This is a genomic window from Microcoleus sp. PH2017_08_TRC_O_A (genome assembly GCF_020738665.1).
Taxonomy (GTDB): Bacteria; Cyanobacteriota; Cyanobacteriia; order Cyanobacteriales; family Microcoleaceae; genus Microcoleus.
The window spans coordinates 1-19853 of the sequence record NZ_JAEQCE010000107.1 but is presented as its reverse complement, the minus strand read 5'-3'; the positions used below and the strand labels follow the sequence as shown (position 1 = coordinate 19853).

The following is a 19853-nucleotide window of genomic DNA, read 5'->3' as shown; positions in this document are numbered from 1 at the left end:
TATGGAACTTGCTAATTTGTCGGTAAATTTACGATCGCCCTTAGAATTTGTCGATCGCCATCCTGTGACAGTTTCGCCCTCAACTTCCCTCCCAGATGCGATCGCCCTAATCCGTCTGGCGATGGACGCTTGTCCGCTACCGAATTCACCTGCACACTCAAACGAAACGGTAACAGCATCAATTAGTTGCATCTTAGTGGTCGAGGAAAATCAGCTAGTCGGATTGCTAAGGTTGGCAGATCTGCTGAACTTAGCCACCACATACGGATGGCAAGAAATGAAAGTTTCCGGCGCCATGACGCGGAATTTAGTTGTCTTAAAAGAATCAGAATTTACAGATATTTTTACCGCATTTAAGCTATTTTGTCAATACTCGATCGATTGTTTGCCAATTGTAGATGAACGGGGTCAGCCAGTAGGTTTAGTCACCGCAGAAAGGATTCACCCAGAAATTTACAGCCTCGTTAAAATGTTGCAGCAAGAAGTTGTCAAACTTCAGCAAAAACAGTGTGAACTCTTAGAAAGTAAGTCAGAAATCGAAAAACAAGTCAGCGATCGACAAAACGCCGAAAATGCCCTGCGGGAGAGCGAGGCGCGCTACCGGGCGATTGTGCAAGACCAAAGCGAACTGATTTGCCGCTACCTCCCCGACGGCAAATTCACATTTGTCAATCAAGCTTACTGTCGCTATTTCGGCGTGCAACCAGAAGACTTGCTCGGTAACAGTTTTATGCCACTGATCCCAGAAGTAGACCGAGAAATTTTTCAAGAACAATATGCTTCTCTGTCTGCGGAAAAGCCTGTGTTTACTTGCGAACACCGAGTAATTTTGCCGAGCGGGGAAATTCGTTGGCAGCAGTGGATCGATCGGGCTATCTTCGATGCAAACGGAGAAATTGTGGAGTATCAAGCTGCCGGTCGGGATGTCACCGATCGCAAACAAGCAGAAATCGCTTTGCAGCAACTCAATGCAGAGTTAGAACTGCGAGTCCAGCAGCGCACTAAATTTTACGAACTGGCAGTATCGGCGGGCAAAGTGGGGGTTTGGGACTGGAATTTGGAAACCGACGAAATCTACGTCGATCCGTCTTTAAAAGCTTTGTTGGGCTATCAAGACGCAGAGATTCCCAACTGCATGGAACATTGGGGATCTCTGGTTCACCCGGACGATCGAGTTGCCGTCGGGGGAGCAGTCTCTGCTTATCTAGAGGGTGTGACAGAAATTTTTGAAGTCGAACACCGGATGCTCCGCAAAGACGGTAGCAACTGCTGGATGTTTGCCCGCGGGACTGCGGTTCGATCGCCCGACGGCAAAACCTACCGACTGATCGGGACTGACACCGACATTACCGATCGCAAATTGACCGCAGAAAAACTGCAAAACTCGGAAGCTGAACTGCTGGCGCTGTTTAATGGCATGACGGATATCGTGCTAGTTTTCGACGCCAGCGGCCGCTACCTCAAAGTCGCCCCCACGCCTCCCCAATTGCTGTACAAACGGGCTAATGAAGTGCTAGGCAAAACCCTCGCCGAAATCTTCCCAGAAGCCGAAGCTAATTTTGCCCTCGGCCACATTCGCCAAACCTTGGCATCTGGACAAACCCACAGAGTTGAATACAGCATGGAAATTGAGGGCAAGTTAATCTGGTTTGATGGCAGTATTTCGCCGCTGGGAGTCGATCGGGTGATGTGGGTAGCGCGAGACATTACTGCTCGCAAACAGGCAGAAGCTGCACTGCAAAAGAGTGAGGAAAAGTTTCGCAATTTGTTTGACGATGCTCCAATTGCGATCGGTTTGGCAAGCGTGCACGATTACCGCACGATCGAGGTGAATGAAGCTTACCGCCAGATGTTGGGCTACAGCGATAAGGATTGGGCGGTAATGAGTTTCGCTGATGTCACCCACCAGGAAGATTTACCAGCAGATGTCGAGCAAGTCAAGCAGTTGGTCGAGGGCAATATTCCTCGCTTTCAAATGGAAAAACGCCTGATTAAGAAAAATGGCGAGCTGATGTGGGCAAACATGACGGTGACGCTGATTCGGGATGGCGAGGGCCTTCCTCTCTACAGCATGGCGGCGATCGAAGATATCAGTTACCGCAAGCGCGCAGAAATGGAATTGCAGCAGTTAAAAGAACGCCTGCAATTTTTACTTGCTTCTAATCCTGCGGTAATTTTTACTGCCGCTGCGGCGGGGAAATTTTGTATTACTTACATCAGCGACAACGTTCAGACAATCGTTGGCTACGAGCCGCAAGAAGTGTTAGCAGATTCTAACTTTTGGTCGGGCAGGATTCACGCTGAAGATCTGCCACAATTTATAGTAAATTTTTGTGCTTTGTCTGAGGGTAAAAATTGCATTTACGAGTACCGCTTTTTGCATAAAAATGGAATGTATCGCTGGCTGCGGACAGAACTGAAACTATTGGTTGACAGCAGGGGCATTCCGATCGAAATTATTGGTTACGCCGCCGATATCAGCAATTCTAAATGCGCTGAAATAGCTTTGCGGCAGCAGTTTGAGCAAGAACGGCTGGTGGAGGCGATCGCCCGTCGCGTCCGCCAATCTTTGCAATTAGAGGAAATTCTCAACACCACGGTTGCCGAACTCCAGCAAGTCTTGTTAGTCGATCGAGTTTTGGTATATCAAATTTTACCCGAAATTGGCGGCCGAGTCATTGCTGAAGCGGTGGTAGAAGGATGCAGTCGGCTGATAGATAGATTTTTTGGCCGAGAGGTTTTTCCTACCGAATGTTATCAGCTTTATTTGCAAGGACGAATTTGTGCAATTTCCGAGCTAGATGACCCCTCCATTACACCTTGTATGATGGAATTTCTGCAACAAATTGAAGTTAGGGCTAAGTTAGCAGTCCCAATTATTCAGCACAGCCAACTTTGGGGATTGCTAATCGCGCACCAGTGCGATGGGCCCCGGGAGTGGCAAGAATGGGAAATGAATTTATTTCAGCAGTTGGTGAATCAATTGGCGATCGCCATTCAGCAATCTCTACTTTACCAGCAACTGCAAGCTGAACTGAGCGATCGCTTCCAAGCGGAGGCAAATTTAAAAAACTCCCTCAAAGAGAAAGAGATTTTGCTCAAAGAGATTCACCACCGCGTTAAAAACAACCTCTGCGTAGTTGCCAGCCTGTTAGAATTGCAATCTAACACGGTTGCCGACCCCCAAATAGCCAAAATGTTTGAAGAAAGTCAGAACCGCCTGTACTCTATGGCTCTGATTCACGAGAAACTGTACCGCTCGACTAACCTGGCAAAAATTAATTTTGGCGAATATCTAGAAGATTTGGTCAGTAACTTGTTTCAGTCTTACAATATAAGTGACAACCGCATTCAGTTGCAGGTATTAGCTGAACAAATCTCCCTAAATATTGAGACTGCTACTCCCTGCGGCTTAATTGCTAATGAATTGGTTTCAAATACCCTGAAACACGCTTTTCCTCACGATACGAGCGGTACAGTTAGTGTACAATGCTATCAGACTGGCGATCGGGAAATCCACCTCTTCGTTAAGGACAACGGGATTGGCTTTCCTGAAAACATAGATTTTAGGAAAACTAACTCGATGGGCTTTCAAGTTGTCTGTACTTTAACCGAGCAGTTAGAAGGAACCATCGAAATGTCAAGAGAAATCGGCACAGCCTTTCACTTAGTATTTAACGAGTTAATTTACTCGCAAAGGTTCTAAAATCATGAATTTTCCAGAGCAAAAAATTAATAATATTAATATTTTAATTGTAGAAGACGAGCTATTGATCGCTAAGAACTTATCTCAAAGATTAGAAAAATTTGGATATAAAATCGCCGATGTTGTTTCTTCAGGAGCCGATGCCATCCATCGCGCAGGCGAACTCAAACCAGATTTAATTTTAATGGATATAGTAATCAAAGGCGAGATTGACGGCATAGCAACAGCAGCAATAATTCATCAACAATTAGATATCCCCATTATCTATACAACTGCTTATGCCGACGATGAAACTTTGCAGCGAGCAGAAAATACTGGTTCTTATGGCTACCTCCTCAAACCGTTTAAAGAAAGAGAAATGCACGCTACCATCAAGATAGCGCTGAGTAAACATCAAGAAGCCGTTGAAATGCAAAAACTCATGGCACTAGCAGCAGCGAAAAGCGAAAATAGAACGCGATTTGTTTCAATGGCATACCACGATTTAAACACTCCTTTGACTACCATACAGCTCTCGGCTGAAATGCTGGAAGATAGCGATTTGAAAATATCGCCAGGAACAACAAATAAAAATGTCAATCGCATTAAAAAAGCCGTCAGCAATATGAGTGAATTGCTGGACGATATTTTAATGCTCAGCAAAGCAGAAGCAGGCAAACTTTCCTTGAATTTAAATGAGCTAAATGTGACAGAGTTCTGCACATCTATTTTAGAAGAACTGCAACCGATCGTCACCGACAAACACCTTGTAACTTTCCTCGCCCAAACAGAGCCACTCCACGCCAATCTTGACACAAAACTGCTGCACCAATTGCTGACTAATTTGCTTTCAAACGCTATAAAATATTCTCCCAATGGCGGTTCTATTAGTTTAGAATTAAGCTGCGAAAACCAGCAAATAATATTTTGCGTTCGAGATGAGGGAATTGGGATGACAGCGGGATATGAAGAAAAACTCTTTCAGCAGTTTGAACGAGGTGCGAATGTAGGCAAGATTAAAGGTTCGGGTTTGGGACTCTGCATTGTCAAACACATAGTTGACCTGCATGGCGGTACAATAAGTGTGGAAAGTGCGATCGGTAAAGGTACTACATTTATTGTGGCGCTGCCTTTTTTAGTTATTGGTCATTAGTCATATTATGTCCGGTCAATTACCCACAATTAAATTGGTTTGTAGTGAGGACTTTAGTCCTCTGATTTTTATGAGGACTAAAGTCCTCACTACAAACAGGTTGATGGCGGTCATTTTTCAGCAAATCTATCCGGAGATAAAATCTCGATCGCCCAATCTTTTTCTTCCGCCGCCCTATTAGCAAATCGCTCAGCCAAAGCAGGTACGATCGCCAACGGATTGCTCAAACCAGAAAAAACGTGCAATCCAGGGCGATCGCGAATTTCCCCCACTACGGGAAACCTATCAGCGCTAAATGCCACAATACAATCGTGCCAAGTTGCCGGTAAATCTGCCGCATCTGGCAAAACCTTGCCGATACCTGCACGAATTGCGGTTTCGCTGGTTTTGCGATCGACTTTCGCGTTCAAATCGCTCAAAGTGCGAGACAATTGGCCGATCCGCAAACTCCCGTCATTAAATTGAATTGCACCCGAATCTAAAATCGGCGGTAACAACTCCTTACCCGGTTCGTCCCAAAGAAAATCTACCTCAATTTTACTAGATTGTGCTTCCAATTCAAAACGTTTTAATAGTGCGGGCATCACCAAAGTCCTGAGTTTCAAATCCACAGGTGCCGTCTCCAAAATCTCAGCACGACTAAAATAAACTCCCACAGAAATACCCGCCGTTTTTAGCAAACTACGACTCCAACCTCCAGCACAAATTACCGCATTTTTACAGGCATAACTTTCGCCTACCGTCTTGACACCCGAAATCCGATTTCCTTCTGCTATTAAACCAGTTACTTCCGCAATTTCTCTAGTTCCTCCCAGCCGCAAAAACCCTTGACAATAAGCTTGATTTGTGGCATTCGGCGAAATGTGACCGTGACGGACAGTTAGAGCTCCGGCGATCGCACTTTTGTTCAGCAAAGGTTCCAACTCGCCAGCTTCTGTAACGCTCACAAGCTGGGGAGGAATCGCAAAGTGTGCGTAATTAGCCGCGACTTTTTCTGGCTCAACTCCCGCATCAATTGTCAGCAACAAATCCAACTCGCGAAACTCCGTATTGCTATCTAATTCCGCCGATAAATTGCGGTGACGTTCGATACCTTCTGCACACAATTGCCGAGTTAAATCAGTCGTACCCGACCAATAAGCCAAGCCGCCGTAACTAAAACGAGTAGCATTTTGCATGGTAGCATCTCGTTCTAAAAGCAACACAGCAAAACCTTTTTTTGCGAGTTCGTAACTCAGCGCTGTACCAGTAATCCCGCCGCCGACAACAATCCAGTCGTAAGTTTTCATCATGGGCAATTCACAGGGAAGGATTCACGAATTCTTCGATTTTATAGCAATTTCTTGATAAGTAGGGACAGGGCATTGCCGTGTCCGGTGCGGGGATGAGGACACCGCATTGCCGTTTCCCTAGTTGAAAAAATGATCTACCTACAGAAAGAGCTGAGGTGCGATCGCCCTAACAGAAACTTCCACCCCTTGGGAGATGCTCGCAACCGGAGATTTTTCGTTCAATAGTAGCAATTAGAAGCAGCAAAAAATTAGAAACACCAGAGAGGTTTTATGAGTATCGACAAACCGGGCAAAGATATGCGCCGCACTGTCAATCCGGGCGATCGCATTTCCGACGAACCGCAAAGCATCGAAGAAAAAGCTCAGCAATTAGCAGTTGACCACGTGCCAGACATCACGGGAGATACAGTTACAGTTCCCACTTATTTCATCGTAGATGAACCGGACGGGGAAAAGAAAGCTTTGCACCACGTCAAAGACGCTGAGGAAATTTCTGACGTAATTCGGCAGGCGCGTGTTGACGAAAATGGCGATCGCATTTGGGATTAAGTTCAATCCAATAAAAACTGGTTTGTACAAAATTTATCGGTAGAAATCATGGAAACAAATCAAAGAAATAGTACGCCCTTTCCGAATGTTCCACCGATTCTAGAAAGTGACGACAGAGAGTATCGCGATGCCGGCATTACCAGTACAGTTTCAGTTGCAGGCCATCCCCTTCACCCCGTAATCGTCACTTTTCCGGTAGCCTTTTTAGTCGGGGCCGCGGGCACGGATATCGGTTATTGGCTGACAAGCGATCCGTTTTGGGCAAGAGCTTCGGTTTGGCTAATTGGTGCAGGTTTTGCTGCGGGGATTTTGGCCGCAATCACGGGCTTTTTAGATTTTGCAAGAATTAAAAGAGTGCGCGATCGCAGTGCTGGCTGGTTGCACATGGGCGGCAATGTGGCGGCTATGGTACTTTCGCTGATTAACCTGGTGTTGCGACAAGGAAATCCGGCTGAGCCGATCGTCTTTACAGGTTTAGCTTTGTCGATCGTCGTTGCAAGTTTGCTGGGCGTTACAGGCTGGTTCGGCGGCGAACTAAGTTTTCGCCACAAAGTCGGCGTCATTGGCCCTAGCAGTCAAAATTAGTAGGTTTGCGATCGTTTGTAGTAAGGACTTCAGTCGGGAGCATTTCAGTTTTGCATTTGTAGTGCGAGCGTCCCCGCTCGCGTGCTATACAAAGCACGCGAGCGGGGACGCTCGCACTGTAAAAAAAGGGGACGCTCGCACTGTAAAAAAAGGGGACGCTCGCACTGTAAAAAAAGGGGACGCTCGCACTGTAAAAAAAGGGGACGCTCGCACTGTAAAAAAAATGCTTTTTGCAAAAATGAGATGCTCCCCTTCAGTCCGTTTTTGTGCTGCGTGGATAATGCAGGACTAAAGTCCTCACTACGAACCTTTGTTTTTTCGTTTGTAGTGCGGACTTCAGTCCGTCTTGATGCGTGGATAATCAACGACTAAAGTCCTGACTACGAACCTTTATTTTTTCGTTTGTAGTGCGGACTTCAGTCCGTCTTGATGCGTGGATAAATTAGGAGTCTTCGTCCTCGCTACGAACCTAAAGATTGTGCAATCCAATCGAGATAAGCCTCACTGGCAGCAATAATGGGAATCGCAATAATTTCGGGAACTTCATAGGAATGGAGTTCCTGAACTTTTATTTTTAAAGCCTCAAATTTAGCCAAATCTGTTTTAATCACCAACTGCCACTCCGATTCCGAATGAATCTCGCCTTGCCAAGTATAAATAGAGCGAATCGGAGACAAACTTACACAAGCAGCCAGCCTGTGTTCAACTAGAGATTTAGCGATATTTTCCGCCTCCGCCTCCGATTCAGCAGTTACCAGCACCACCCCAAAATTAACACTCATAAGGATTTTAGATCAGATGTTAACAGATTTGATATTACAAATTACAAATTACCGATTACAAATTACAAATTACCATAAAAAAATGGTTTAAAGCCTCTCCCCGATCAGGATAAATTAAAAGATAAAAGAAGATAATTCATTACCCCAATCCTCTTCCTTAGAGGTAGAGGTCGCCTTCATCTGTCAACTGTCAACTGTCAACTGTCAACTGTCAACTGAACAATCACCCATTCTTAACTTCCGTAACTTCCCAAGAATTGACTTTGCACGCCCCAGCTAAGGAAAAGTAGCGCCTAGTAGATTCCGGCAAAATAGCTCCCGCCAACAAAGCATTATCTAAATTAGCTCCTATTAACGTCGCCTCGCTCAAATCGGCCGCCATCAAATCTGCTTGACACAGCTTTGCCCAATTCAAATTTGCCCCTTTCAAACAACTTCCCCTAAACTTAGCGCCGGTTAAGTTTGCTCCCGCCAACTTCACTCCCCGCAACTGAGCCGCGCTGAAATTCGCTCCCGCCAAATTCGAGCCTTCCAAATTAGCTCCCATCAATTTAGCTTCGCTGACGTTGACTCCGCTCAAATCTGCACCACAGAGATTCACGCCTGTCAACTGCGCTCGCCGCAGGCTGACTCCAGTTAATTGAGCACCAAAAAGTTTTGCACTGTTGAGCTTGGCACCGTAAAGGTTTGCCCATTTAAAATTAGCTCCGGTGAGGTTCGCGCCCAGCAAGTTAACTAATTGCAAGTCGGCGCTGCACAAATTGGCATTCCACAACACAGCACTCCGCAGGTTGGCGCCGGTTAAAGTTGCGCCGCTTAACTTTACCCTGGGCATTTTTGCTTTGACCAAAAAAGCTCCGCTCAAATTAGCTTTTGTCAAATCTGCGCCTGAGAGTTTGGTTTCGCCCATTTTGGCAAAACTCAGATTTGTTCTTTGCATCAGTGCGCCTTTGAGGGTTGCTTTGGTGAGAAACGCTCTGCTGAGGTTCGCTCCTGAAAGATTAGCGCGCGAAAGGTTGACTCCGATTAAGATTGCTCCGCTGAGGTTTGCCCCGCTCAGATCGGCTCCAGCAAAGTCTCTTTGTCCTTTTTCGTAATTGGTGAGCAGTTCGCTAATTTCCATAGGGCGTGATACCTTCTCTGATTGGGGGGGTTCGATCGAGAAATCTTTACTCTTAGGGTTGTTTCAGAAATTATACTGTTACAAAAATTAGACTGTTTCAGCGTTGGCATCAAACTGTATAACTTCTGTTAGCATCACTTTCTGTTCAAACGCGATCTCTTAATAAAGATTTTATATTGTTCTCTCGGTGGCGATCGCCCTTTCGGTAGTTTTGACTTAAAAGTTAATATTTCGTGACATAGATAGTCATTCCTTAACGATCGGCATTAATCCGCAATTTCAGCCTCAGCGTGCCCTTGAATCCTGCGGGAGGTTGCCAGGAATTCAAGGCTGCCTTGATACTCTCAAGGGCGTCTGTTGCTTGCAGCGTCGAGGTTTGAGTGTCGATGGCCACTTTCGCAACACGGCCGTCTTGTATGGATAAATCCCACACCGTCTCACCGCTAACCGCCGCTGGGAGATTAACAGATCGCAGGTATTGATTCAGAGATGCGATCGCTCCAGCATCCAATCCGGGAGCGCTGACTACTTGCAAGCGAGCAGCAATCTGCTGCTGGCGCGATCGTTGGCTGTCAGGAGCTTGTCGCGGGAGAGGAGCTGGGGCTGGCGGTGAAACACCGCGAGTCGAGCTGGCGCTGCGAGTGCCACCTCTAGTTTGCTCGCGCTCGTCGGCCTGGACAATACCTTCATAGCTGACACCCTGCGGCAATTCCACCGGCACTTGCACGCGGCGCCGAGCACCATCAGGTTCGACTCGCACTTCTTCGCTCACAGCCACAAAAGCCGTGTATTCCGACAGCAAGCGATAAGCCAAAGCTGTATTAGTCACAGCTTCCACCAAAGAAGGAGTCTCGCCACCAAACATTTGATTCATTAAATCTTTAATGCGCGATCGCCCCCAAAGTTGAGCTACCGCCGGATTGCCAAAATCTGTAACAATTGCTGCGGCTGAAGTTGACTCCCGTTGTCTCCCTCCAGATTGAGCAAAATTAACAGGTAAAATTTGCTCGTAAGCTTTGCCGCCCGCTTGAGTGCCGCGGATGCGGAGTTGGCCGTTAGTTCGATCGCTCTTTTTGCCAAACAACACCAGCGGCTGACTGGTAAATAAGTCTGGGGGCGCGATCGGATAAATCTCCGGTTTTTCGCCCATTCCTTCCCAACTAATTTCAATATTAGTCAATACCGGACTGTTAATTTGACGGAAAAACTTTTCAGCAGCTTCCGCCGAAGGTTCATCTTGACGAATTACTTGAGACGTGCCTCTACCAACTTGGGCTAAACGGTTGAGCAAAAACCGATTCACCGAACTGCCGACACCAAAACTGTAAAGTCGATTGCCCGGTTTTATACTCTGCTGCACCAGAGCCAAAACTTCTTTTTCATTGCCAATATAACCGTCAGTAATTAGTACAATACTCCGCAGCCTTTCGGTTGGTGCAGCCGGAAACTTCATCACGGCTTGAATGCCGTTGAGCAGTTCTGTGCCGCCGTTAGCTTGCAACCGATCGATATAATTAATTGCGCTTTGTCGATTTTGGGCAGTATTCGCTAAAGGAGTAGCGGATAGCGCTTGCGCCGTGTTGGCAAAATCAATAATCGTAAAAGTATCCTTGGGATTGAGTCCTTGAATGAAGCGGCGCATCAACTCCTTAGATTTTGCTAGCGGTTCGCCCTGTTGAGAACCGGAAGTATCCATCAGAAACACGACATCTTTCGGTACAATTTCATTAGTTTTGTAGTTTAATGCCGGAATCAAATAAGTCGCAAAATGACCGCCCCGTTGGTCGGCTTGGCTCAAGACTGTGGCACGAGTATTTTCGCCTGATACTCGATAGCGGAGAATTAAATCTTTATTGGGAATTGTGTCATAATTCGCTAGTTGGACGCGCACAAGATTGCCGCTGCGTTCTGTTGTAATTTGATGGGAAGTAGAGCGGACATCGCCGATCGCAACTCCGGCATCGATTTCTACGGAAATAGCGATATCGCGACCAGATCGCGTACCCGGAGGCAAGAGAGGCGAGTTTATGCGATCGGCATCGGTATTAACCCCCCCCTGCCCCCCCCTTGCTAAGGAGGGGGATAGAGCATCGCCCCCCCTTGCTAAGGGGGGGGATAGAGTGTTGTTGCCATCTCTGGCCCCTGGAGACTCAGAACTATTGCCCACCCTTGCTAAGGGGGGGTTGGGGGGGGTCAGATTTCCCGAAATATAGCGCGGGCCTACCACTGTCGGAAACACAAATTCGTAATCGCCACCGGCAAATTTGAGACTCTCGGTGTAGCGAATCGTCACTTCAATCTTTTCTCCCGGTTTGATATTAGCGAGAGACTGAGTAAAAATATTATCGCGTTCTTGTTCCAACAAACCCGCAGTCCTACCTTGCTCTCTAGCTTTTTGGTATATTTCCAAAGCTTCATCGCGGCGTTTGATATTAGCTTTAATAATGCGATCGCCGATTTTAATTTCCATATCGTCCACCGCCGCTTCATCGGGGAGGGGAAATACATAAACAGCTTCTAAAGATTCGGGAAAAGGATTTTCAAATTTTTGAACAACTTCGACGCGGGAGATATTGCCGGCAATTTTAGCTGTAACTTCAGTGTGCTTGAGAGTAAAGACTTGTTCTGTAGACGTATTTTGAGTTTTGACGAACAAACCGCCGACACGACAGCGAGTTTCTGGCGATCGCGCGCCCTTACAACTAACATCGTTACTAGCGAGGATTTTCGGCGACAGAGACGAATGATTTTGCCCAGGAGTGTTTGCCCGCGCCGCATGGGGAGCGAGAATAGCTCCGCACTCGTTAGCGAAGCCCTCGAAGAGGATCGCTGCGATCAATGCGATACCACCAGAAAGCAACCGTTGACGGGATAGAACGCAGACAAACTTCATAGCAATTTTTTTATCAGACTTGAGGTGCTCTACCTACCATGACTTTACCATTGGCGAAACGTTCCTGGGTTAGCTGTTTGGGAAAAATGACTGAACGGGATTTGAGATTTTAGATTAAAGATTTTATAATTGACTCCACAGGGGCAGACTGGGACTGGCATCGGTATTGAGGTTGTTTCGGGCGATCACAGGGCGAACCCAACCTAAAAGATTGTATAATAGTTAGATACTTAAATAACTGTAACCTCAACCTCTCAGTCTCTAGTAAAAATAAAATACCATGAGTTTCATTAATCCCAAAACTGACTTTGCCTTTAAGAAAATCTTCGGCTCTGCTGACAGCAAAGACATTTTGATTAGCTTCTTAAATGCCATTCTATACGAATCAAATCCCGTCATCGAAGACTTGGAAATCCTTGACCCTTATTTGGCTCCCAAAATCAAAGGAGTAAAGAATACTTATTTGGATGTCAAAGCTAAAATTGGTGGCAGCAAAACAGTGATAATTGAAATGCAGGTATTGAACGTAGAATCCTTTGAAAAGCGGATTCTGTATAATGCTACTAAAGCTTACTCAGTTCAATTAAAAAGTGGAGAAAACTATGATTTATTGAATCCAGTAATTGCCCTGACAATTACCGATTTCCAAATGTTTGAGCATCTCGAAACAGTAATTTCGCGGTTTTGTATCAAAGAGAAAAACAATCGAATCGATTATTTAGCCGAAGAGTTAGAATTTGTTTTTGTTGAATTACCAAAATTTAACAAAACATTAGAAGAATTAGAGACACTGACTGACAAGTGGATATATTTCATGAAAACGGCTCGGACGTTAAGGTCTGTCCCGGAAGAGTTGGGGAATGTACCGGAACTCCGCAAAGCTTTTGGAATTGCCAATGAAGCAAATCTCGATCCTGATGAATTGGAAGATTTAGAAAGGCGAGAAATTTTCATTCAAGACCAGCGCGGTGCAATTACCAAAGCGACCAGAATCGGCATCGAACAAGGCATCAGACAAGGTATCGAACAAGGTATTGAACAAGGTATCGAACAAGGTATCGAACAAGGTATCGAACAAGGTATCGAACAAGGTATCGAACAAGGTATCAAACGAGGACAGTTGCAATTAATTGTGTCGCTGTTGGAGCGCCGTGTCGGCCCGCTGTCGCCGGAGATCCAAACTCGCATCAGTCAGTTATCCGCTGAGCAATTAGAAAATTTAGGGAAATCCATTTTTGAGTTGGCTAGTGTGCCAGATTTGACCGATCGCTTGCAGACATATTCTCGATCGAGGTAAAAGAAGCCTTGGTTTCTGGTTCGCCTTTTGTCTCCTCTAAAAGCGAACTCAGGAACAATCAACAGTTGGGAAATGGGCGATCGCACTCCAAACCCATGCCAACCGCCCGATTCAGCTAATGGGCGACTCGTCGTATCCGCACCCGTAGTTGAGAAAGGCTCAAACCCTGCTGGACAATTTTGGATTTTAGCTCTTAGATTTGAGTGTTACCTTCTTAACTAGAAAGATCTAAAGTCGAAAATCTATGACCAAATTTGTGTTTGTGACCGGCGGCGTGGTTTCCAGTATCGGCAAGGGAATTGTCGCTTCTTCCCTCGGTCGCCTATTGAAGTCCAGGGACTACTCAGTCTCGATTTTGAAGCTAGACCCCTATATTAACGTTGACCCTGGTACTCTCAGCCCGTTTCAGCACGGAGAAGTATTCGTCACCGAAGACGGTGCGGAAACTGACCTGGATTTGGGGCACTACGAGCGTTTTACCGATACTTCCATGTCTCGCCTGAACAGTGTCACCACGGGTGCCATTTATCAAGCGGTGATCAATAAAGAACGCCGCGGCGAGTATCAAGGGAGCACGGTGCAGGTGATTCCCCACATCACTAACGAGATTAAAGAGCGTATTTTTCGGGTAGCAAAAAATACTAATCCTGACGTGGTGATTACGGAAATCGGCGGCACCGTGGGAGATATTGAATCTTTACCGTTTTTGGAAGCAATTCGCCAGTTTCGCAAGGCTGTCGGACGGCAAAATGTTGTGTATATGCACGTGACGCTGATACCTTGGATTCCGTCGGCTGGAGAGATGAAGACTAAACCGACTCAGCACTCGGTTAAGGAGTTGCGGTCGATCGGCATTCAACCAGATATTTTAGTCTGTAGGTGCGATCGACCTTTACCTCTGGGCCTCAAACAAAAATTGTCGGAATTCTGCAACGTACCCGAAGAATGCGTCATCACAGCTCAAGATGCCAAAAGTATCTACGAAGTACCGCTGATGATGGAACAGGAAGGTTTGGCGGAACAAACCATCAATTTGCTGCAACTCGAACAGCGGCCACCCGATTTGACTCAGTGGCAAACCTTAGTCAAACGGCTGTATAGCCCCAGCCACAAGATTGAGATTGCTTTGGTTGGCAAATACGTGCGGTTGAACGATGCTTATCTTTCGGTGGTGGAAGCTTTGCGGCACGCGGCAATCTCGATCGGCTGCGACCTAAATTTGCACTGGATCAACTCAGAAGATTTAGAATCGGGAAACATCGAAAACTATCTCCAAGATATCAACGGCATTGTTGTGCCCGGAGGTTTTGGGATTCGGGGAGTTGACGGCAAAATAGCTGCGATTCAATATGCCAAACACCATAAAATACCATTTTTGGGATTGTGTTTGGGGATGCAGTGTGCTGTGATCGAATGGGCGCGCAACACCGCCCAACTACAGGATGCCAACAGCGCTGAATTCAACCCGGATACAGCAAATGCAGTAATTAATTTATTGCCAGAACAGCAAGATGTAATCGATTTGGGCGGTACGATGCGACTGGGTTTGTATCCGTGCCGTGTAAACCCGGACACCCTCGCTTTCAAACTGTATCAAAAAGAAGTGATTTACGAGCGGCATCGCCACCGATACGAGTTCAACAATGCCTACCGCAATCTTTTCTTAGAATCAGGCTATGTAGTATCCGGCACATCTCCCGACGGCCGACTCGTAGAAATGATCGAATTGCCCAACCATCCCTTTTTCATCGCCAGTCAATTTCACCCCGAATTCCAATCTAGGCCTAGTTCCCCTCACCCTTTGTTTCAGGGGTTTATCCAGGCAGCGAGCTCTCAGGGAAAGCAGGATGTTTTAGAAGCTGAGGCCCGCGACTTAGTAGCAGGGAAACTTGCAGGAGCCTGATCTCATCTTATCTGCGATCGATTAGTTTTGATATATTGGATGTCTGTAGGGCGGGCCAGAGCACGCAATATTCAAATCGGGCAGACAATATCTGTAGAAAACCCGCCCAACCCAACAATAGGATTTGATTCGGGTTGCATTTACCAGACAGGATATCGGGGAGCATTCTCAACTACTGAAAAACCTTACCCCCAGCCCGCCGTATAGGGCTGGGCGGCTAATATCCTAAGGCTGAAGGCAGACTTGTCTGCCAGTGTAGCCTTCGGGAGGCAAAAGGCAGAAGGTAAAAATGCTGATAATTTTTACTTAACTTTTTAGCTAAGATTTCCAGGGTGATACCAGTTTTACAAAAGAATGCAACTGTAGGTAAGATCCAAACCCCGATAGTCATCTGTCATTCCCAATTCTAAAATCTAAAATCTAAAATCTAAAATCTAAAATTGTATGAGTTGTCAAACTATCCTAAAATACCAGGAAACGCAGGTTTGAGGAGGTTTTGTGTTGTGGCTTACTGGAGCAAAATTACTTATGAGAAAAATACATACATAATTGACCTTGACACTATTAGTGCTTTTTCTAGCGAACCGGATAACAAGCGTATTACATTTTGGCTGCCGAATAGCAGTCTGCCGATTATTCTCAATCCCCAAGGGAATTATGAGGCTTACAAGCAAATTCTCGAATACATCAAAAAAACGGTCGATCGCAATTCTAAAGGTTCCTGGATTAAAATTAATTACGAGCGCAAAGAATTTGCGATCGATCTGAGTCGAATTAGCTCTTTTGCTAGCGAACAGAACGGTCGCTTAATCAGCTTTTACCTGCCTGACAGCGCTACTAATATTATTATCATGCGCGAAGGCAACTCGGACACTTATCTAAAAATTCAGGAATATATTAAAAATATAACTGGGCACTCTCTGCCATGAAGAAGTTATTAGTCGTTAGTCATTGGTCATCAGTCATTAGTCATTAGTCATTGGTCAACTGTCAGCTAAGAGGGCAGGCACGGGGGCACTGCCCCTACAACTAACTGTCAACTGTCAACTGTCAACTGTCAACTGTCATAAGAGCGATTTGCCAAGCTAATTTTGCAGCGCCTACCATACCTGCTTGATTGCCCAATTCAGCAACCAATAACTGCAAACCTTCCCGAGAACTCGGCAGCACGCGCCGCTCAATTTCCGTTTGAACTGCTGGCAAGAAAAACTCGGCACCTGCACTAATTCCGCCACCGATAATAATAGCTTCTGGTGTTAAAATATAAATTAGACTTGCTAAGCCGATACCGAGATAGCGACCATAATTTCTCCAAAATTCTAAAGCTTTAGCATCTCCAGACTTAGCTAAATTGGCTAATTCTAGCGGTTCCAAGCCAGTATCGCGACGAATTGCTAGCACGGAAATGTACTGTTCTAAAGAACCGTGATTGCCACTATTACACTCTGGGCCGTCGGGATTAATCGAAATTAATCCTAATTCTCCGGCTGCACCTAGATGGCCTGAAAATAGTTTGCCATCTAGGATAACTGCACCGCCGACTCCTGTTCCTAATGTCAGTAAAATCAGGTTTTTAAAGTGCTTTCCTGCCCCTAACCAAGCTTCTCCCAATCCGGCACAATTGGCATCATTTGCTAATATTGTCGGCAATCCGGTTTTGGCTTCCAACCAGTCAGCTAGGGGGACGTTGTGCCAGTTTTTGAGGTTGATTGCGACTCGGGCTATTCTGCCTGCTGCGTCTGCTGGGCCTGGTGTGCCAATGCCGATCGCACATACAGCATTTTCTTGTGGATTCAGTTGTAAAATAGCATCTGCGATGGCGGCTAAAACGGCTTCTGGAGTAGCGGGTTGAGGAGTTGGGACTGTTAAGGATTGGTGACAAACGCCGTCTGCGCTAAATCTGCCGAGTTTAATTGCGGTGCCGCCTAAGTCAATGCCGATTACTTGTGCCATTACGATTTAAGTTTGTAGTGAGGACTTCAGTCCTCTTTCGTCTTATTTGAGTGTGTGAAAATTAGCGACGGATGCGGCGCTTAATTGCTAAGAATATCATGCCGATCGCTCTGAGTCTATTAAATTCTTAGCCTGCTATATAAATCCTACGCACCCTCCGCATCCCTGCGATTCCCATCCCCAGAAACACCCAAACCATCCCCAACAAACACCGCCTCAATCACATTCCCATACCCACCAGCATCATCCTCAACCACCGGCAGCGGAAATCGCGTCAAAATCTCCCGCCCAATATCCCCCGCCACCTCCGACAATTCCCCGCTGCGAATTCTACCCAACAATTCCAGCCTGCGCGCCAATTCCTGAAGCGAAGCCACCGCATCTGTAGGGGCTGTGTCATCATATTCGCCCTCAAACAATCCAGTCCCAAACCGTCGCAACCAAGCCGCCAATTCACTATCTCTCAGGCGTTTGGCGATTAAGAAACCCGCTACATCCCCTCGACTCCAGCCGACATTCACCCCTTCCAGGATTTCCATGAATTTCGACTCGTATTCCGCGTCAGTTAGGGTGGGGCGGGGTGGCGGCGGCGCAGGTGGTGGAGGTGTTTTCCCCAATAAGCGCTGGATTAGTTGTTTGAGGAATTGCCAAATTTTGTTTAGCATTTTTCGGGTTGGGATGGGTGGGGTTGTTTCTATTTTAGTCTGGTTTGCTGGGTACTCATGAAAATCAAAGAAACCGGGTTTTTTCCTGATCTATCGATGATGGCGAATATTTTTCGTAAAAACCCGGTTTCTGGCCACTCGAACCGGGTTTTTTCCTGATCTATCGATGATGGCGAATATTTTTCGTAAAAACCCGGTTTCTGGCCACTCGTGAAAATCAAAGAAACCGGGTTTTTTCCTAATCTATCGATGATGGCGAATATTTTTCGTAAAAACCCGGTTTCTGGCCACTCGCTTTCTACTTTAATAGCGGATAATACAGTTCTCCAGTCGAGTTGATATAACCCGCCCGATCGCCCGCCAGGTTCCCCGTGCCCATAAATACGTCAACTCTCCCCGCGCCTTTAATTGCACCGCCCGTATCTTGATCCAAAACAAACCGATTAACGGCATTTTGTTCGAGTTTCCCCGCCGCATTGGGATAGGGCAGTTTCGTGCTAATTAATGCTAGGGCGCCGGGAGGCATTAGCACTTTGTCGGTGGCGATCGACCTTTCGGCAGTTACGGGCACTCCAATGCTGCCGGTAGCAGGTGCACCTTTAGTATCCTGAAAGAAGACAAAGCTTTGATTCTTCGGCAAATACTTGTCCATATCTGCCGGAAACTTGCTAAAATATTCGTTGAGTTTCGGCAATGTTAGCTGTTCTAAAGTAAACTTGCCGTCCTTAACTAATTCTCGCCCGACACCTGTATAACTCTGACTGGTTTTCCCCGCGAAACCCACTGTCATCACGCCGCCGTCTGCTAACTGCAACTTCGCCGAACCTTGGACGTGGACGAGAAATGCTTGGAAGCGATCGCGCAACCAGACTAATTCCAATCCCCGCAACAATCCTTTGCTTCCCTGCAAAGCATCCGCACCTTCCAATTCCAATCTAGTTGGGTGAGGTTTGCGCCAAGAACCGAGGTTTGGCGGTGCCTTGTACAGGGGATAACGGTATTCGGAATTAGGGGTGCGAGAGGCTTGGTAAGTCGGCTCGAAATAACCTGTAAATGCTACTGTTCCTTTGTTGTCTTTGCCGATCGACTTATAAAACACAAACTCCCGCTTGACAGATTCCTGGAGTTGTGTTGGAGTTGTAGAACTGACAACTAATTGGCGGAATCGATCGAGCGATCGCCGAACTCGATCGCGCGTAATACCTGAGACTCGATAGCGACTGTAAGCACTAGCAGCAGCTTGGGAGTTAAGATAACCGAGGCTGTAGTCGATCGACTTTAACAGCAATTGTTTATCCCCCGGCTTGCCATTTTCGCCCCAGATTTGAGCGTCAAAGGCGATCGACTCCAACTCACTCGGTTGTAATTGACTTACACTAATTTGTTGCAGCGCCGGAATTGCGATCGCGGGAACAGAAAATGCGATCGCTAAAACACAACAGGCGATCGCCAATAGCTGATAACGAAAAATCTTGCTCAACTTCTAAATTTCCCTAATCAATTGATAACTTTCCTAGTCGATTATTCATCGTATCGTTCGAGACTAGAACTAAACAGCGGTTCTACGCGAATTGCGAGAATACTGGAAGGGCGAACTACCATGTATTCTCCTTGAATATTTTTGATCGGAACATTGACAAATTCTGACGAATCTTGTTTGGGAACCAGGGTTTTATACCACTGTTGAAAATCCGGCAGAGTTGCAAAACGGATTTCTTCGCGGTGGCCGCCATCAAGCAGCAGGTGCACGGAATATTCGCTGGGTGTTCTAGGCATATGTGTATTGTAGATTTTTGATTTTAAGCTTTTGGAACGATTTCACATTTTACCTGATAGCTGGTAAAAGTATAGTCACCTATTACATGACATGGGATGCTTCCAGTCCCTCCCCTTTCGCTTTCACTTCGAGCGGATTGACCCGCCTTGGCTGAACTACGCAGCTCTCTATCCCATTGCCAAAGGCATTTGGGATT

At 46.3% G+C, this 19853-nt stretch carries 15 protein-coding genes; 7 read left to right on the top strand and 8 right to left on the bottom strand.

Features of this window, described 5'->3' with window-relative positions; all coding sequences use genetic code 11:
• The first annotated feature begins 1 nt into the window (after position 1).
• Positions 2 to 3706: a PAS domain S-box protein gene (locus tag JGK22_RS28555; protein WP_293208752.1), complete on the top strand. Its 3705-nt coding sequence runs from the start codon at positions 2 to 4 to the stop codon at positions 3704 to 3706.
• A 4-nt stretch (positions 3707 to 3710) separates the two neighbouring features.
• Positions 3711 to 4838: an ATP-binding protein gene (locus JGK22_RS28550; protein ID WP_293185783.1), complete on the top strand. Its 1128-nt coding sequence runs from the start codon at positions 3711 to 3713 to the stop codon at positions 4836 to 4838.
• A 110-nt stretch (positions 4839 to 4948) separates the two neighbouring features.
• On the opposite strand, the gene JGK22_RS28545 is transcribed toward JGK22_RS28550, so the two are convergent.
• Positions 4949 to 6130, bottom strand: a complete 1182-nt coding sequence (locus JGK22_RS28545) for an FAD-binding oxidoreductase (RefSeq protein ID WP_363319732.1) — start codon at positions 6128 to 6130, stop codon at positions 4949 to 4951.
• A gap of 270 nt (positions 6131 to 6400) precedes the next feature.
• Between JGK22_RS28545 and JGK22_RS28540 the strand changes: the two genes are divergently transcribed.
• Together JGK22_RS28540 and JGK22_RS28535 are read left to right on the top strand one after the other, a co-directional pair.
• Entirely contained in the window at positions 6401 to 6679 is a 279-nt protein-coding gene (locus JGK22_RS28540) for a hypothetical protein (RefSeq protein ID WP_293185782.1), read from the top strand.
• A 48-nt stretch (positions 6680 to 6727) separates the two neighbouring features.
• On the top strand, positions 6728 to 7264 hold the full coding sequence (locus tag JGK22_RS28535) for a DUF2231 domain-containing protein (RefSeq protein WP_293155175.1): 537 nt from the start codon (positions 6728 to 6730) through the stop codon (positions 7262 to 7264).
• A 461-nt stretch (positions 7265 to 7725) separates the two neighbouring features.
• Here the strand turns inward: JGK22_RS28535 and cutA are convergent, their stop codons facing one another.
• The 3 genes from cutA to JGK22_RS28520 form a co-directional block, all read right to left on the bottom strand.
• A complete protein-coding gene (gene cutA, locus JGK22_RS28530) occupies positions 7726 to 8046 on the bottom strand; it encodes a divalent-cation tolerance protein CutA (RefSeq protein WP_293185780.1) in 321 nt (106 codons plus the stop codon).
• Positions 8047 to 8269: 223 nt separating this feature from the next.
• Entirely contained in the window at positions 8270 to 9169 is a 900-nt protein-coding gene (locus JGK22_RS28525) for a pentapeptide repeat-containing protein (RefSeq protein WP_293208823.1), read from the bottom strand.
• Between the two features lie 253 nt (positions 9170 to 9422).
• Complete coding sequence (locus JGK22_RS28520) at positions 9423 to 12062, bottom strand: VIT domain-containing protein (protein WP_293314259.1); 2640 nt, start codon at positions 12060 to 12062, stop codon at positions 9423 to 9425.
• 280 nt (positions 12063 to 12342) lie between these two features.
• Here JGK22_RS28520 and JGK22_RS28515 point away from each other — a divergent pair, with 280 nt between their 5' ends.
• The 3 genes from JGK22_RS28515 (at position 12343) to JGK22_RS28505 (ending at position 16191) form a co-directional block, all read left to right on the top strand.
• Entirely contained in the window at positions 12343 to 13359 is a 1017-nt protein-coding gene (locus tag JGK22_RS28515) for an Rpn family recombination-promoting nuclease/putative transposase (protein WP_293314257.1), read from the top strand.
• Positions 13360 to 13603: 244 nt separating this feature from the next.
• Positions 13604 to 15262, top strand: a complete 1659-nt coding sequence (locus JGK22_RS28510; RefSeq protein ID WP_293185774.1) for a CTP synthase — start codon at positions 13604 to 13606, stop codon at positions 15260 to 15262.
• A 503-nt stretch (positions 15263 to 15765) separates the two neighbouring features.
• Complete coding sequence (locus tag JGK22_RS28505) at positions 15766 to 16191, top strand: hypothetical protein (RefSeq protein WP_293185772.1); 426 nt, start codon at positions 15766 to 15768, stop codon at positions 16189 to 16191.
• Between the two features lie 121 nt (positions 16192 to 16312).
• Here the strand turns inward: JGK22_RS28505 and JGK22_RS28500 are convergent, their stop codons facing one another.
• The 4 genes from JGK22_RS28500 to JGK22_RS28485 all read right to left on the bottom strand — a co-directional run bounded on the left by JGK22_RS28500 (position 16313) and on the right by JGK22_RS28485 (position 19656).
• On the bottom strand, positions 16313 to 17215 hold the full coding sequence (locus JGK22_RS28500; RefSeq protein ID WP_293185771.1) for an ROK family protein: 903 nt from the start codon (positions 17213 to 17215) through the stop codon (positions 16313 to 16315).
• 146 nt (positions 17216 to 17361) lie between these two features.
• Positions 17362 to 17880: a hypothetical protein gene (locus JGK22_RS28495; protein WP_293185770.1), complete on the bottom strand. Its 519-nt coding sequence runs from the start codon at positions 17878 to 17880 to the stop codon at positions 17362 to 17364.
• Positions 17881 to 18178: 298 nt separating this feature from the next.
• Positions 18179 to 19360, bottom strand: a complete 1182-nt coding sequence (locus JGK22_RS28490; RefSeq protein ID WP_293185769.1) for an MltA domain-containing protein — start codon at positions 19358 to 19360, stop codon at positions 18179 to 18181.
• 41 nt (positions 19361 to 19401) lie between these two features.
• Complete coding sequence (locus JGK22_RS28485; RefSeq protein WP_293185768.1) at positions 19402 to 19656, bottom strand: hypothetical protein; 255 nt, start codon at positions 19654 to 19656, stop codon at positions 19402 to 19404.
• Positions 19657 to 19853: the final 197 nt, after the last annotated feature.

Excerpts from the sequence above, each read along its gene's own strand:
- cutA (WP_293185780.1), bottom strand. The coding sequence starts at position 8,046 with ATGAGTGTTAATTTTGGGGTGGTGCTGGTAACTGCTGAATCGGAGGCG.
- JGK22_RS28500 (WP_293185771.1), bottom strand. The coding sequence starts at position 17,215 with ATGGCACAAGTAATCGGCATTGACTTAGGCGGCACCGCAATTAAACTC.
- JGK22_RS28535 (WP_293155175.1), top strand. The coding sequence starts at position 6,728 with ATGGAAACAAATCAAAGAAATAGTACGCCCTTTCCGAATGTTCCACCG.
- JGK22_RS28495 (WP_293185770.1), bottom strand. The coding sequence starts at position 17,880 with ATGCTAAACAAAATTTGGCAATTCCTCAAACAACTAATCCAGCGCTTA.
- JGK22_RS28540 (WP_293185782.1), top strand. The coding sequence starts at position 6,401 with ATGAGTATCGACAAACCGGGCAAAGATATGCGCCGCACTGTCAATCCG.
- JGK22_RS28485 (WP_293185768.1), bottom strand. The coding sequence starts at position 19,656 with ATGCCTAGAACACCCAGCGAATATTCCGTGCACCTGCTGCTTGATGGC.
- JGK22_RS28545 (WP_363319732.1), bottom strand. The coding sequence starts at position 6,130 with ATGATGAAAACTTACGACTGGATTGTTGTCGGCGGCGGGATTACTGGT.
- JGK22_RS28520 (WP_293314259.1), bottom strand. The coding sequence starts at position 12,062 with ATGAAGTTTGTCTGCGTTCTATCCCGTCAACGGTTGCTTTCTGGTGGT.
- JGK22_RS28555 (WP_293208752.1), top strand. The coding sequence starts at position 2 with ATGGAACTTGCTAATTTGTCGGTAAATTTACGATCGCCCTTAGAATTT.
- JGK22_RS28515 (WP_293314257.1), top strand. The coding sequence starts at position 12,343 with ATGAGTTTCATTAATCCCAAAACTGACTTTGCCTTTAAGAAAATCTTC.
- JGK22_RS28510 (WP_293185774.1), top strand. The coding sequence starts at position 13,604 with ATGACCAAATTTGTGTTTGTGACCGGCGGCGTGGTTTCCAGTATCGGC.
- JGK22_RS28525 (WP_293208823.1), bottom strand. The coding sequence starts at position 9,169 with ATGGAAATTAGCGAACTGCTCACCAATTACGAAAAAGGACAAAGAGAC.
- JGK22_RS28550 (WP_293185783.1), top strand. The coding sequence starts at position 3,711 with ATGAATTTTCCAGAGCAAAAAATTAATAATATTAATATTTTAATTGTA.